Here is a 13,926-nt window from a genome sequence, read left to right as displayed (position 1 = left end):
CGCTGCTCTCATGTCCGACACACACACTGACGGCATGCCCATGCCCGCCCGGCTCTGGGCCATTGCAACCGTCATGCTCGCCATCTCGCTCGCGGTGCTCGACAGCGCCATTGCGAACGTCGCGCTGCCCACCATCGCGCGCGATCTGAACGCGAGTCCGGCCACGTCGATCTGGATCGTCAACGCCTACCAGCTCGCCATTACCATCTCACTGCTACCGTTTGCCGCGTTGGGCGAGATCGTGGGCTACCGCCGCGTCTACACCGTCGGTCTGGCACTCTTCACGGTCGCCTCGCTGGCCTGCGCCCTCTCGGACTCACTCGTCACGCTCACGCTCGCACGCGTGGCCCAAGGCTTTGGCGCGGCCGGCATCATGAGTGTGAACACCGCGCTCGTGAAAGCCATCTACCCAGCGCGCTGGCTTGGGCGCGGGGTCGCGCTCAACTCGCTCATCGTGGCGGTGTCGTCCGCTGCGGGTCCGACGATTGCCGCCGGGGTGCTGTCCATCGCGCACTGGCCGTGGCTCTTCGCCATCAATGTGCCGCTCGGCATCGTCGCCTTAGCCATCGCCGTCCGCTCGCTGCCCGACACCGCCCGCGCCTCGCATCCGTTCGATTGGGCCGGCGCCGTGTTGAGCGCGCTCACCTTCGGGTTGCTCATCTCCGGAATCGACGCTTTCGGACACGGGCAAGAATATTGGCTCGTGGCCGTCGAACTCGTTGCCGCCATCGCCATCGGTACGGTCTTCGTGCGACGCCAACGCACCCAGCCCGTCCCGCTGCTGCCCGTCGACCTGCTGCGCATCCCGATTTTCGGGCTGTCGATCTGCACCTCGATGGCGTCGTTCTGCGCGCAAATGCTCGCGTTCGTCTCGCTGCCCTTCTTCCTTCAGGACACCCTCGGCTTCGATCACGTTCAGACCGGCTTGCTGATGACCGCGTGGCCGCTCACCATCGTTGTCGTCGCGCCGCTGGCCGGACGCCTGCTCGAGTACTACAAGCCGGGCCTGCTCGGTGGAATCGGTCTGGCCGCGTTCGCGCTCGGCCTGCTCGCGCTCGCCCTGTTGCCCGCGCACCCGCATCCGATCGATATCGTCTGGCGCATGGCCCTGTGCGGTTTCGGCTTCGGCCTCTTCCAGTCGCCCAACAATTACGCGATGATCATGTCCGCCCCGGCCCATCGCAGCGGCGGCGCCAGCGGTATGCTGGGCACCGCACGCCTGACCGGACAGACGACCGGTGCCGCGCTCGTCGCCCTCGTTTTCAGCGTTTCGCCAGAAGGCTTCGGCACCCGGGCGTCGCTGTACCTCGCCGCCGCGTTCGCGGCGGTAGCCGCCGTGGTGAGCAGCCTGCGCACATTGCCGTCCGCCCAGCCGGATGCGAAATCGTCTCGCGGATGACAGCCGCGCACGGGCGGTCCCGACGCGTTCACCCGGCCGCCCGCCCGGCCGTGCTACACTGCCGACCTTTTACGGCTCGCCTGCGTGGGCCGCAAACGCCATGAGTTTTTGCGCCATCGATTTCGGCACTTCGAATTCCGCCGTCGCCGTGCAAGACGGCGCGACCATGCGTCTGGTCGAACTGGAAGCCGGCTACGGCACGCTGCCGACCGCCGTATTTTTCAACGCCGACGAAGGCGGCCGCGCCTCGTTCGGCCGTCAAGCCGTCTCCGATTATGTCGATGGCTACGACGGGCGCCTGATGCGCTCGCTCAAAAGCCTGCTGGGCTCCTCCCTGATCGAGAGCACCACCGATCTCGGCAACGGCTCGGCGATGCGCTACATCGACATCATCGCCACATTCCTGCGCCATCTGCGCACGCACGCGCTCAAGGCAGACGGCGGCGATCTGCGCCAGGTGGTCATGGGCCGCCCGGTGTTCTTCGTCGACGACGACCCGCGCGCCGACGCCGCAGCGCAACGCTCGCTCGAGCAAAGCGCGCGCGATGTGGGATTCCAGGACGTCCAGTTCCAGTTCGAGCCGATTGCCGCCGCATTCGATTACGAGTCGCGCCTGACCAGCGAGCAGCAAGTTCTTGTCGTCGACATCGGCGGCGGGACGTCGGACTTCTCGCTCGTTCGCGTCGGACCGGAGCGCGCTCACCATCTGGAGCGCAAGGGCGACGTGCTCGCTCACCACGGCGTGCACATCGCCGGCACCGACTTCGACCGGCGCATCGAACTGGCCACGATCCTTCGCGAACTCGGCTACAAAGCGCTCGGCCCGGACGGCAAGGAAGTGCCCAACCGGATCTATTTCGATCTGGCGACGTGGCACCTCGTCAATACCGTCTACACGCCCAAGCGCGTTGGCGAACTCGCGCTCACGGCGCATCTGTACGCCGATCCGGCGCATCACCGGCGCCTCATGCGCACCGTAGAGCAACGCCTCGGGCACGCGCTGGTCGGTCATGCCGAAGACGCGAAGATCGAGGTGTCGTCGGGCGGTGAGACGAGCATCGACCTGTCCGTGATCGAACGCGAGCTGGCCGTTGCGTTCTCGGAAGCGGGACTGATCGAAGCGGTCAGCGACGAAATCGCGAGCATCGCCGCAGGTGCCGTGCACACGGCTGCGCTGGCGGGATTGCGCCCCGAAGATGTCGATGCCCTCTATTTCACGGGGGGTTCCACCGGGCTGCGCTGCCTGTCCAGCGCGATGTGCGCGGCCTTCCCGAAAGCCACACCGGTCTTCGGCGATCGTCTCGCCAGCGTGGCGCTGGGTCTAGGCATTCACGCCAAGCGCGTGTTTTCCTGAGCCTCTCCCCCGCTTGTGCCGGCGCCGTCTGGCGATGGTAAAAAAAGCGCGCGACCGAAAGGTCTGCGCGCTCTTTTCATGCCATGCGGCAATCAGATCGATCAGGTCAGACGAAGACCTGCCAGAGCAGCAGCGTCATCGCCAATCCCACGACGGACACGATGGTCTGCAATACCGACCAGACCCACAGCGTCTCCTTGAGCTTGAGTCCGAAGTACTCGCGCACCATCCAGAAACCGGCGTCGTTGACGTGGCAGAAGAACACCGATCCCGCCCCGATCGCCAGCGCGATGAGCGAACCTTGCACCGGCGGCAGATGCATCACCAGCGGCGCAACGATACCCGCAGTGGTGGTCGTGGCCACCGTCGCCGACCCCGTCGCCTGACGTAACGCCACGGCAATCAGCCAGGCCAACAGAATGAGCGGCATATGCGTGCCGACGGCCACCTTGCCGATGGTCGTGGCAATGCCCGCTGTCACTAGCGCCTGCTTCAAGCCCCCACCTGCCCCGATGGTGAGCAACAGCCCGGCAATCGGCGGCAAGGCACGGCGCAGCGTCTCGCCCACTCCGGCGCGTGGCAAGCCACGGCTCCACCCCAGCACGACGATAGCGACGACGACCGTCAGTGCCAGCGCAATGATCGGCTCGCCCAGAAAATTGAGCGCGTCGAACAGCGGTGTCTCGGGCGTCAGCGCGATCTTCGCCAGTGTGCGACCCAGCATCAGCACGACGGGCAACAGAATCACCAGCAACGCCGCCGCAAAGGGCGGCGGCGCCACATCGTCATCGCGCTTGGTGAACAGCTCGCCCAGTTGTTGTGGCGCTTCGACATGCAAACGCGGTGCGAGCCACATGCCATACAGCGGGCCCGCCAGAATCACCGCAGGAATGGCGATGAGCAGGCCGAGTCCCATCGTCATGCCCAGATCCGCGTGTAACGCCGAGACGGCGATCAGCGGCCCTGGGTGCGGCGGCACCAGCGCGTGCAGCGTGGTCATGCCCGCGAGTGCCGGAATCGCTACGCGAAGGATTGGCGTATTGGCCCGGCGCGCCATCACGAAGATGATCGGGACCATCATCACCAGACCCACTTCGAAGAACAGCGGCAAGCCGACGATCATCGCAACCAGCGCCATCATCCACGGTAGCGCCGATCCCTTCGCGAAGGTGAGCAGAACCGTCACGATCCGGTCGGCCGCCCCGGTGTCGGCCATCAACGCCCCGAGCATGGCCCCCAGCGCGATAATCATGCCGGCGTCACCCAGCAGGCCGCCCGCCCCCTTGCTGAACGCGCCGGCCACCGCGTCGAGCGGTAATCCCGCGCCGAGACCGGCGATGAACGTGCCGATCAGGATCGACAGAAAAGGCGACAGCTTGAGGGCGCTGATGAAAACGATGATGGCCACGAGGCCGACGAGACAGGACAGCAGAAGGCGGGTGTCGTGCGCTGCCCATGGCACGACGTGGTTGACTAGCTCCACGATGATCCTTGATGACGGGAAACGAGAACACCGGCGCGCCACTTGCGGCCGGTGTGTGCGGGCATTGTGCTACCGGAGGCAACCGCGTGCATGCACGGGCTGCAAGGCCCCGTGACACGGGGCGCGAGGGGGGCGGCGGCGAGTTTCAGTCGTCGAAACATCGCGACCGCCGGGCCGCGTTACTGGAACGCGACCTCGTTGAAGCTGCGCAGCTTGCGACTGTGCAGACGATCCAGACCATTGTCGCGCAACAGCTCCATCGCCTTCACACCGATCTTCAGATGCTGATCGACGCGCTCGCGATAGAACTGGTCCGCCATGCCGGGCAACTTCAGCTCACCATGCAGCGGCTTGTCGCTCACGCACAGCAACGTGCCGTACGGCACCCGGAAACGGAAACCGTTCGCCGCAATGGTTGCGCTTTCCATGTCGAGCGCAATCGCACGGCTCTGGCTCATGCGCTGCACCGGCTCGCGGTGATCGCGCAACTCCCAGTTGCGATTGTCGACAGTGACCACCGTGCCCGTGCGCATCACGCGCTTGAGTTCGAAGTCGTCGAGTTGCGTGACATCGGCCACCGCACGCTCAAGCGCGACTTGCACCTCCGCCAGCGGCGGCACCGGCACCCACAGCGGCAGATCGTCGTCGAGCACGTGATCCTCACGCACGTAGCCGTGCGCGAGGCAGTAGTCGCCCAGACGCTGCGAGTTACGCAGCCCGGCGCAGTGTCCCAGCATGACCCACGCATGCGGGCGCAGCACGGCAATGTGATCGGTGATGGTCTTCGCGTTGGACGGCCCCACGCCGATGTTCACCATCGTGATACCGGTGTTGTCCGGGCGCACGAGGTGATACGCAGGCATTTGCGGCAACCGCGGCGGCGGCGTGCCCTGCGAGTCGCGCGCGTCGATATTCTGATTCCAATGCGTGACGTTGCCGGGCTCCACGAATGCCGTGTACTGGCTGCGGTACTCGCGCGTTGCAGCATCGTCCGTTGCGCTCATCAGTTCCCGGCCCAGTTCGACGAACTCGTCGATATAGAACTGGTAATTCGTGAAGAGCACGTAGTTCTGGAAATGCTCGGGCGACGTCGCCGTGTAATGGCGCAGACGATGCAGCGAATAGTCGACGCGCGGCGCCGTGAACAACGCAAGCGGCAGGATCTCGTCAGGCAACGGATCGCGCGTGCCGTTCACGATACTGTCATCCATCGTGGCGAGGTCAGGCACGTCGAAGACCGTTCGCATGGCACGCAAGTGCGTCTGATCGAGATCGCCTTCGAGGTACACGCCGTCCTGATAGGCGAAGTGCACGGGAATCGGTTCGTCGGAGACGCCGACTTCAAACGCCACGCCGTGATTGTGAGCCAGACGCCGGAGTTGCTCGATGTAGTAGCTCTCGAACAGATCCGGCCGCGTGACGGTCGTCTGGTAGCTGCCGGGGCCGGACACAAAGCCATAGGACAGGCGTTTGTCCAGTTGGGTGATGTCTTCCGTCGTGATGCGAATGAACGGGTAATGCGCGCTCACCCGCCGCGCCTGATCTTTCTGTGTGGAAAAACGTTCGAAAGCGGCGCGAAGATACGCCGTGTTGCCGTCGTAAATCGTCTTCAGGTAGGCGACGGCTTCCACCGGATCTGCGATTGATCGGGTGGCATGGACCGGTTCTTGTTCGGACATGCGCAAACCTCTTCTGTCTTTTTCATTATTTCGAGTATGCGCCTATTGTGACACGACTGTATGACGTCCGCGGCGCCCCTGCGTCATGCGGAGCCTCAGGGGCGAGGCGCCGCACGGCGCAGGCAGCACGGGACGTCGACAGTCGCGGGAACCATGCCTGCGTCAGTCTTCGAGCCGCACACCGACCTTGAGCGTAACCTGCCAGTGAGCGACCTTGCCGTCCTCGATATGGCCGCGCGTCTCGATGATCTCGAACCAGTTCAAATTGCGCAACGTCTTGCTCGCGCGCTCGATGGCGCATTTGACGGCATCGTCGATGGACTGGGTCGACGAGCCGGTCAGCTCGATCTGCTTGTACACGTGATTCGTCATGACAGTCTCCGGGGTTGGTTTGGAGACTTCCCATGCTAGGCGTGTGCTACTGCGGGTGCAAGTCGGCGCATTCCGACAGATGGCCGTCGGGGCCGTCGATGGGATCGGACTCAGTGTTGCCGTCATCGCTCTCGCACACGATCGGGTCGCGACGCAGCGTCGCCGGCACCACGGTATCGAGCGGCGTCGGCACGACGTTCATGAGATTGCGGCGCACCTTTTGCAGCAATTGCATGAGTTGCACCGTCTCGAAGGCCGTCAGGCCATGAAGCGCCTCATTGCGCACTTTGTCGGAGAGTGCGCGGGCAACCTGCAACTGCTCGACAGCCGCGCGCGTGATAAACAGACGTTCGATGCGCGGGTCTCGCGCGTCAGGACGGCGACGTACCCAGCCCGCCTCTTCCATGCGATCGAGCATGCGGGCGAGCATCTGCGGCGGGGTTTCGAGAATGTCGCCCAACACTGCCCGACTCACGCCACGATTGTCGGCGAGGTAGACAAGCAGGCGGCATTGGGCACGCGTCATCGGTAGCGTGCGTCGCGCAAACTGTTCTAAGCGGCGCCCGAACAGACGCTGGACGTCTGCCACGAGAAAGCCGAAACGTTGGGCGGAATCGGACACTTTCATACGCCAGCATTATGCTAAACATATTAACTAATATCAAGCCATCAAGGCTGCGGTACGGTGTTTCGCAAGCGCCTTTATGCACGAATGGCCACGGTGTCCGCCGTGGCCATTCGATTTGCCGCTTGGATCGACCGAAACCCGAACGGCGTTCAGGCGGCTGCCGGCGTGTCCGCATTCTGACCGCTGCCATGCCTCAGCCAGTCGAGCGCGCCCTCGCCCGCCGTCTCCGCCCCCGGCCCGGCGCGGCGTATCGCAACGCCAACCGCCAGCACGTCGATGGCCGCGAGATGTAGAATCCGCGCGATCATCGTTACGTGCGCCCCCATCGTCTCGACGTGGTCGTTTGGCAGGACGAGTGTCGCCTTGCGCGCGAGCGGCGAGTTGCGCGCGGTGAGCGCAATCACCTTCGCGCCGCGTGCCACGGCGATGTCGACGGCACGGTTCAGGTCTGCCGAGCGCCCCGACGCGGAAATCGCGACTACCACGTCACCGTCTCCCAGCAACCCCGCCGACGCCTGCAACAGATACGGATCGCCATAAGCGATGGTCGGCATGCCGAAACGGAAGAACTTGTAGTGGGCGTCCTGCGCGATCACGCCGGAATTGCCGAGCCCATAGAACTCGATGCGGCGCGCGCCGTCGAGCAGCGTGACGGCCGCCTCGACCGTGCGCGCGTCCAGATGCTCACGCATCTGGAGAATCGACGACACGGTGTTGTCGAGCACCTTTGCACCGAACTCCGCCGCCGAGTCGCCCACGTGCACCTGTCCGTGGCGCACCGGCAGCGTGCCGGTCAACGCACTCGCGAGTTTGAGCTTGAAGTCCGACAGGCCCTGGCAACCGAGCTTGCGGCAAAATCGGATAACCGTGGGCTGGCTCACTCGTGCCAGACGGGCGATTTCCGATACCGGCTCCGCGAGCAATGCGCGCGGCTGCCTGAGCGTGAGTTCCGCCACACGCTGTTCGGCCGGACTCAGCCGGTCGCGCAACCGATGCAGGCGGTCGATCAACGCGCCCGCCCCCGCCGCATGCGTGCCGAGTTGCTCGGCAAGAATGGCGGAAGTGCCGAGAAACGCCGGGTGATCGGCCGTGATGACGTACGTCGGAATCTTCTTCAAATAGCCTTCGAAACGGCCCTTCGCCTCGAAGCGCTGGCGAAACGGCGAGTTCTCGAACAGCTTGCCGAGCTTCGGGATCACGCCACCGCCCAGATACACACCGCCAACGGCGCCTAATGTGACGGCGACGTTGCCCGCGAGCGTGCCGAGCATCGCGCAGAAGCAGTCGACCGTCTCACGCGCGAGCGCATCGCCTCCTTGCGCGAGCTTCACGATGGCGGGGGTCTCCAGCGGCCTCACCTCACGCCCTTCACGTCCCTCACGCCGGGCCAACGCCTGATAAACGAGCGCCATGCCGGGCCCGGCAACCAGCCGCTCGAACGAGACATGCGGGAAGTGCTGCCATGCGTAGCGCAACACATCGATTTCGCGCTCGTCCGCCGGGGCGAAGGTCGTGTGTCCGCCCTCACTGCCGAGCGCGATCCAGCGATCGCCTGCCGGAATGAGGCCGGACACGCCAACGCCGGTCCCCGGGCCGAGCAGGCCAATGACGCCGTTGGGCTGCGGCTCGCTCCCGCCCACCTGCCGCTTCTGCGTATCCGACAGGTAAGGCAGCGCCATGGCGAGCGCAGTGAAATCGTTGACGACCAGCAATGTCTCGAAGCCCAGCACGCGGCGCGTCGCCTCGATTGAAAAGCGCCAGTCGCGATTTGTCATGCGAATCTCATCGCCCTCGATGGGATTGGCGATGGCGATTGCGGCGTGCAGCACCGGCTCGGCGTGATCGGCCTCGTCGAGATAGGCGCGGATGACTTCGGAAACACCGGGATAGTCGTCGCAGGCATAGTCCCGGATCTCGACGAGATCGCCGGGTGCAATTTCCAGTGCGAAACGGGCGTTGGTGCCGCCGATGTCGGCCAGCAGTCGCGGACCGCTCAAGTGCGGCGAATTATTCTTCACTCCAGAAGACATCGATCTTTACTCCTTCTCGGTGAATCAGCCGGGAGATGGCGTTGTCCTGTTCCTCGGTTTGCGCGGCTTCCAGCACTTCGCGTTTGGCGGCGCCCTGAATCTGCAGAATGAGGCACTCGCAAGCCGCCAGTGCCGTGAGCGACCACGACACGCGCAGATGCGGCGCGTGCTGCGGCTGTACGAGGACGAACTTGCGGTGAGTGGTAATGGCGTCGTGCCATTGCGGTGCGTCGGCGAAAAGCGATGCCGTATGTCCGTCCTCGCCCATGCCAAGCACGCACACTTGCGGCACGCCATGCGTCCAGGTGTCATTGAGGGTTTGCACTTGCAGCGCGGCGTCGGTCGCCATGTCGACAAGCGGCAACCATTGCGCGCCCGTTACGCCGGGCAGCAGTGTCTCGGCGACCAGACGCGCGTTGCTATCGGCATGCGTGGGCGGCACCCAGCGGTCGTCGACGAGGGTGATGGCAATGTCTCGCCACGCCACGGGCAGTTGCGCCAGTTGCGCGAGAAATGCCTTGGGACTTGTACCGCCCGACACGGCCAGCAGCGCGCGCGGACGAATGGTCAGCGCTTCGTCGAGCCGCGCGGCGACGGCATTGGCCAGGGCCAGCGCCTGTGCTTCACGTGTAGGGAATATGCGCCAATGAATCATATGTGTATGCCTCCGGTTTCCTTGGCTGCGGACCGGCTGCGCCGAACGATGACCGTGACTCGCCCGGCGATCCGTCTCAAATATCTTCCTCGACCCAGCCCGTGCCGTATTGCGCCAGTAGCGCACTCGCGGCCGGCGGCCCCCACGTTCCGGCCGCGTAGCGCTTCGGCCCCTTGTGCTGGCGCGACCAATATGCCTGGATCGGCGCGACCCAGCGCCACGCCTGCTCCTGCTCGTCTCGCCGGACGAAGAGCGCGAGACGGCCGTTGATGACGTCGAGCAGCAAACGCTCGTACGCGTCCATCCTGTGTCCCTTGAAGAACTGGTCGAACGCCAGATCGAGGTGGACCGATTGCAGATTCATCCCCTCGCCCGGCTGCTTCGCCAGACAGTAAAGGCGAATGGATTCGTTCGGCTGAAGGCGAATCACGAGACGATTGGCGCCGGGGTGCGCCGTGGCCTCGCCCAACAGCGGATACGGCGTCGCACGATAGTTGACGACGATCTCGGCCACGCGCTCGCCGAGCCGCTTGCCGGTGCGCAGGAAAAACGGCACGCCCGCCCAGCGCCAGTTGTCGATCTCGGCCTTCAGGGCGACAAACGTCTCTGTCTGGCTGTCGGCCGGCACCCCCGGCTCGTCGACGTAGGCCGGCACCGCAGACTTGTCGATGGCACCGCCACCATACTGGCCGCGCACCACGTTGCGGGCGACCGTTTCGTCGTTAAGCGGGCGCAGCGAACGCAATACGCGCAGCTTCTCGTCACGCACGGCATCGGCGTCCATCGACAGCGGCGGCTCCATCGCCACGATGGCCAGCAGTTGTAGCAAGTGGTTCTGCACCATATCGCGCAACGCACCAGTCTGTTCGTAGAACTCACCACGCCCCTCGACACCAATGGCCTCGGCAATCGTGATCTGAATGCTCTCGATCAACTCGCGCCGCCACAACGGCTCGAAGATGGCATTGCCGAAGCGCAGCGCCAGCAGGTTCTGCACGGCCTCTTTCCCGAGGTAATGGTCGATGCGATAGATCTGGTCTTCACGGAAGATCGCGCCCACGGCGTCGTTGATCGCCACCGACGAGGCCAGGTCATGCCCCAGCGGTTTCTCCAGCACGATGCGGCTGTTTTCGTTGAGGCCGGCGCTGCGCAGCCCTTCGCAAATGGGGATGAATAGCGAGGGACCGGTCGCCAGATAGAAGATGCGCACGCCCCTGCGCTGTGCCAGACGCTCGGCCAGCGCACCGAACTCATCCTCGCGGCCGAGATCGAGCGGCATATAGTCGATGGTGGCGAGAAAGCGCCTCCAGGCGTCCTCGTCCCACACGTCGGGCTTGATGTGCTCGCGCGCATGCGCTTCGCACCACGCACGGTACGAAGCGGCGTCCATCGGCTTGCGGGAGACGGCCAGAATGTGGCCGGTATCGGTGGCGGCGTCCGAGCCCAACTGGCCCGTACGGAACGCCCGGAACAGGGCGGGCAACACCTTGCGCAGCGACAAATCGCCGGTGGCGCCGAACAACACAAAGGTATAGGGTGAGGGCGTATTCATAGAGAGCGTGGACTCCGTGCGACCGGGCACTCCTCAGCGACACCGTCTGACGACAACCGAACTTGACAGACGTTCTGATGTCACTGAAGAAGCGCAACTTTGACACCGTATTGTAGTTTAACTACACTTATAATCAACAAAATCTCGTGCTTTGACTACATCATCGACCGATGATTTAGGACAGGGCATCACGTCGAGCCAGCATGCAAACGGCGCCGCAGCGTCTAACGCGCCGGTTGCGCCGCCTGCATCGGCCCCCACAACGTCACGGAATCACCATGACTCAGTCTTCGCACAACGTGTCGCTGCATCCGGTGGTAGAGCGCGTGACCGGGCGCCTCATCGAGCGCAGCCGGTCGTCCCGTCAGGCTTATCTGGAAGGCGTCGCCCGGGCCACGCAGGGGCAACCCGGGCGCGAGAGGCTGGGGTGCGCCAACCTCGCGCACGCCCTGGCCGCCGCCCCCGCCGACGACCGTCTCAAGATCCGCTCCGAGCGCACGCCCAACATCGGCATCGTCACCGCTTACAACGATATGCTTTCGGCGCATGCGCCGTTCGTCGAGTTCCCCGACATCATCAAGTCCGCTGCGCGGGCGCACGGCGCGAGCGCGCAGGTCGCCGGCGGCGTGCCCGCGATGTGCGATGGCGTGACGCAGGGTTACGCCGGGATGGAACTCTCGCTGTTCTCGCGCGACGTGATCGCCATGGCCTCGGTCGTCGCGCTCTCGCACCAGATGTTCGATGCCGCGATGTTCCTCGGCGTGTGTGACAAGATCGTGCCGGGGCTCGTGATTGCTGCGCAAGCGTTCGGTCATCTGCCGGCCGTGTTCTCCCCGGCCGGCCCGATGCCCTCGGGGTTGCCCAACGACGAGAAGTCGCGCATCCGGCAGGAATACGCCGCCGGGCGCATCACGCGCGCGGCGCTGCTCGACGCCGAACTGGCCGCGTATCACACGGAAGGCACCTGCACGTTCTACGGCACGGCCAACAGCAATCAGATGCTTATGGAGTTCATGGGGCTGCATCTGCCGGGCGCGTCGTTCGTCAATCCGCATACGCCACTGCGCCATGCGCTCACACAGGCGGCGACCGCGCGCGCCGTGGCGCTGGCGAAGTCGGGCATCAATACGTCTCACATTCTCGATGAACGCGCGTTCATCAACGGCGTTGTCGGTCTGCTCGCCACGGGCGGTTCGACCAACCATACGCTGCACCTCGTCGCCATGGCCCATGCGGGCGGCATCCTGCTCGACTGGCAGGACTTCGCCGATCTGTCGGACGTGACGCCATTGCTTGCTCATGTCTATCCAAGCGGCAAGGCCGATGTGAATCAGTTCCACGCAGCCGGTGGCCTGAATTTCCTTATTCGCGAACTGCTCGACGCCGGCTTCCTGCACAACGACGTGACCACGGTCATGGGACACGGTCTGCGCGCGTATACGCAGGAAGCCCTTCTGCACGACGACGTGCTCTCGTGGCAAGACGCCCCCCGTGACAGCCTCGACGAGAACATCGTGCGGCCGGCATCCCGGCCCTTCGCCCGCGAGGGCGGGTTGCGCATGCTCAAGGGCAATCTGGGACGCGCGGTCATCAAATCGTCTGCCGTCAAACCGGAACATCAGACGGTGCGCGCCCCGGCACGCGTGTTCTCCGATCAGGAGTCGGCACAGGCCGCGTTCAAGGCAGGCGAATTGACGCGCGACGTCATCGTCGTGGTGCGCTTCCAGGGGCCGCGCGCAAACGGTATGCCCGAGTTGCACAAGCTCATGCCGATGCTCGGCCTGCTTCAGGACGAAGGTCACCATGTGGCGCTTGTGACTGACGGACGAATGTCCGGAGCATCGGGCAAGGTGCCGGCGGCAATTCATCTCTCGCCCGAAGCGGAACAAGGCGGCATGCTCGCGCGCGTGCAGGACGGCGACATCATCACCATCGACTGCGAAAAGAACGTGCTGCATTGCGAAGTCGACGACGCTACGCTCGCCGCACGCACGCCGGAGCCCATGCCGCAGCGGCCGTTCGACCCGTGGCGCAACGTGTTCCGGCTCTTCCGCGACAATGTCGGCACTGCACCGCACGGTGCATGCGTGCTGTTCAACGACGCGTAATATCCATCGCAGCGCTGAGGCGTAGCGCCGCCGCACGCGCCTCTGCCCCTTGTCTGCAAGGCGTCAAAATCTTGACGCCGTTTTTATCTGCGCGTCCCTAGACTGGCCTCGTTGTCACTCTTGTCGTGAATCGACACGTTGCCATGCCTACCATCGCTCAGCGCGCCAGACTCGAACCTCCTGGTGCGAACGCCATACCGGCCGACGCTTTCCACACCTACGGCGCCACGCCCGCCCCTGCGGCGCGCGCTTCGGCTACCGTTACCGGCACCGCCATCGCCGCCACGCCGGCGAGCACGCAACCCCTTCCCCCGACCGACGTTTTCGCGACACCGCGGCAACGCAATCGACACACCCCTCGCGTTCGCCTCGACGCAACGCTCGACATCACGCTCAGCCGCGCAGCCGTCTCGACGCTCGCCATCACGTTGGCGATGAGTCTGCCGCTGCCGTGGCGCGTCGAGACGATTCGTCCGATCCGGCGCGATACTGCGGCCGTGGTGTCGATTGCGTTGCCGCGTATCGAAGCCTCCCGGGCAATGCACGTCGTCATGCAATCGTTACCGGAAGCCGAGTTTGGCGCGTTGCGTCTGCGCGCTGCGGCCTAAGCCCCCGGCATTCCGACGTCGCTTCGATGCGTCTCGCGCTCCCCGAATAACTCTGTTC

Annotated in this window: 11 protein-coding genes; 4 read left to right on the top strand and 7 right to left on the bottom strand. The window is 64.7% G+C overall.

From position 1 onward, the window contains the following. Positions 1-10: 10 nt before the first annotated feature. The gene (locus PHO31112_RS03575) at positions 11-1,399 is read left to right on the top strand and encodes an MFS transporter (RefSeq protein ID WP_150619200.1); all 1,389 of its coding nucleotides are present in this window, start codon (positions 11-13) and stop codon (positions 1,397-1,399) included. A 100-nt stretch (positions 1,400-1,499) separates the two neighbouring features. Continuing rightward, positions 1,500-2,753 carry an Hsp70 family protein gene (locus PHO31112_RS03570; protein ID WP_150619199.1) on the top strand — a complete coding sequence of 418 codons (1,254 nt, stop codon included), beginning with the start codon at positions 1,500-1,502 and terminating at the stop codon, positions 2,751-2,753. Between the two features lie 106 nt (positions 2,754-2,859). On the opposite strand, the gene PHO31112_RS03565 is transcribed toward PHO31112_RS03570, so the two are convergent. The 7 genes from PHO31112_RS03565 to zwf form a co-directional block, all read right to left on the bottom strand. Then, a complete protein-coding gene (locus PHO31112_RS03565; RefSeq protein ID WP_150619198.1) occupies positions 2,860-4,236 on the bottom strand; it encodes a GntT/GntP/DsdX family permease in 1,377 nt (458 codons plus the stop codon). 179 nt (positions 4,237-4,415) lie between these two features. Continuing rightward, positions 4,416-5,915, bottom strand: a complete 1,500-nt coding sequence (locus tag PHO31112_RS03560) for an AMP nucleosidase (protein WP_150619197.1) — start codon at positions 5,913-5,915, stop codon at positions 4,416-4,418. A 162-nt stretch (positions 5,916-6,077) separates the two neighbouring features. Beyond that, complete coding sequence (locus tag PHO31112_RS03555) at positions 6,078-6,287, bottom strand: dodecin (RefSeq protein WP_150619196.1); 210 nt, start codon at positions 6,285-6,287, stop codon at positions 6,078-6,080. 46 nt (positions 6,288-6,333) lie between these two features. After that, complete coding sequence (locus PHO31112_RS03550) at positions 6,334-6,915, bottom strand: MarR family winged helix-turn-helix transcriptional regulator (RefSeq protein WP_150619195.1); 582 nt, start codon at positions 6,913-6,915, stop codon at positions 6,334-6,336. A 149-nt stretch (positions 6,916-7,064) separates the two neighbouring features. After that, positions 7,065-8,945: a bifunctional transcriptional regulator/glucokinase gene (locus tag PHO31112_RS03545; protein ID WP_150619194.1), complete on the bottom strand. Its 1,881-nt coding sequence runs from the start codon at positions 8,943-8,945 to the stop codon at positions 7,065-7,067. Then, positions 8,923-9,600, bottom strand: a complete 678-nt coding sequence (pgl, locus tag PHO31112_RS03540) for a 6-phosphogluconolactonase (RefSeq protein WP_150619193.1) — start codon at positions 9,598-9,600, stop codon at positions 8,923-8,925. Before pgl ends, PHO31112_RS03545 begins: the two co-directional genes overlap by 23 nt. 76 nt (positions 9,601-9,676) lie before the next feature. Beyond that, on the bottom strand, positions 9,677-11,152 hold the full coding sequence (gene zwf / locus PHO31112_RS03535; protein WP_150619192.1) for a glucose-6-phosphate dehydrogenase: 1,476 nt from the start codon (positions 11,150-11,152) through the stop codon (positions 9,677-9,679). 278 nt (positions 11,153-11,430) lie between these two features. Here zwf and edd point away from each other — a divergent pair, with 278 nt between their 5' ends. Beyond that, positions 11,431-13,260 carry a phosphogluconate dehydratase gene (edd, locus tag PHO31112_RS03530; protein ID WP_174995496.1) on the top strand — a complete coding sequence of 610 codons (1,830 nt, stop codon included), beginning with the start codon at positions 11,431-11,433 and terminating at the stop codon, positions 13,258-13,260. Between the two features lie 143 nt (positions 13,261-13,403). Then, positions 13,404-13,868, top strand: coding sequence for a hypothetical protein (locus PHO31112_RS03525; RefSeq protein WP_150619191.1), 465 nt, complete (start codon positions 13,404-13,406; stop codon positions 13,866-13,868). Positions 13,869-13,926 lie beyond the last annotated feature (58 nt).

Source organism: Pandoraea horticolens (assembly GCF_902459555.1).
Taxonomy (GTDB): domain Bacteria; phylum Pseudomonadota; class Gammaproteobacteria; order Burkholderiales; family Burkholderiaceae; genus Pandoraea; species Pandoraea horticolens.
Note: the sequence above shows the minus strand (reverse complement) of the source record. Positions and strands in the feature narration are given on the sequence as shown.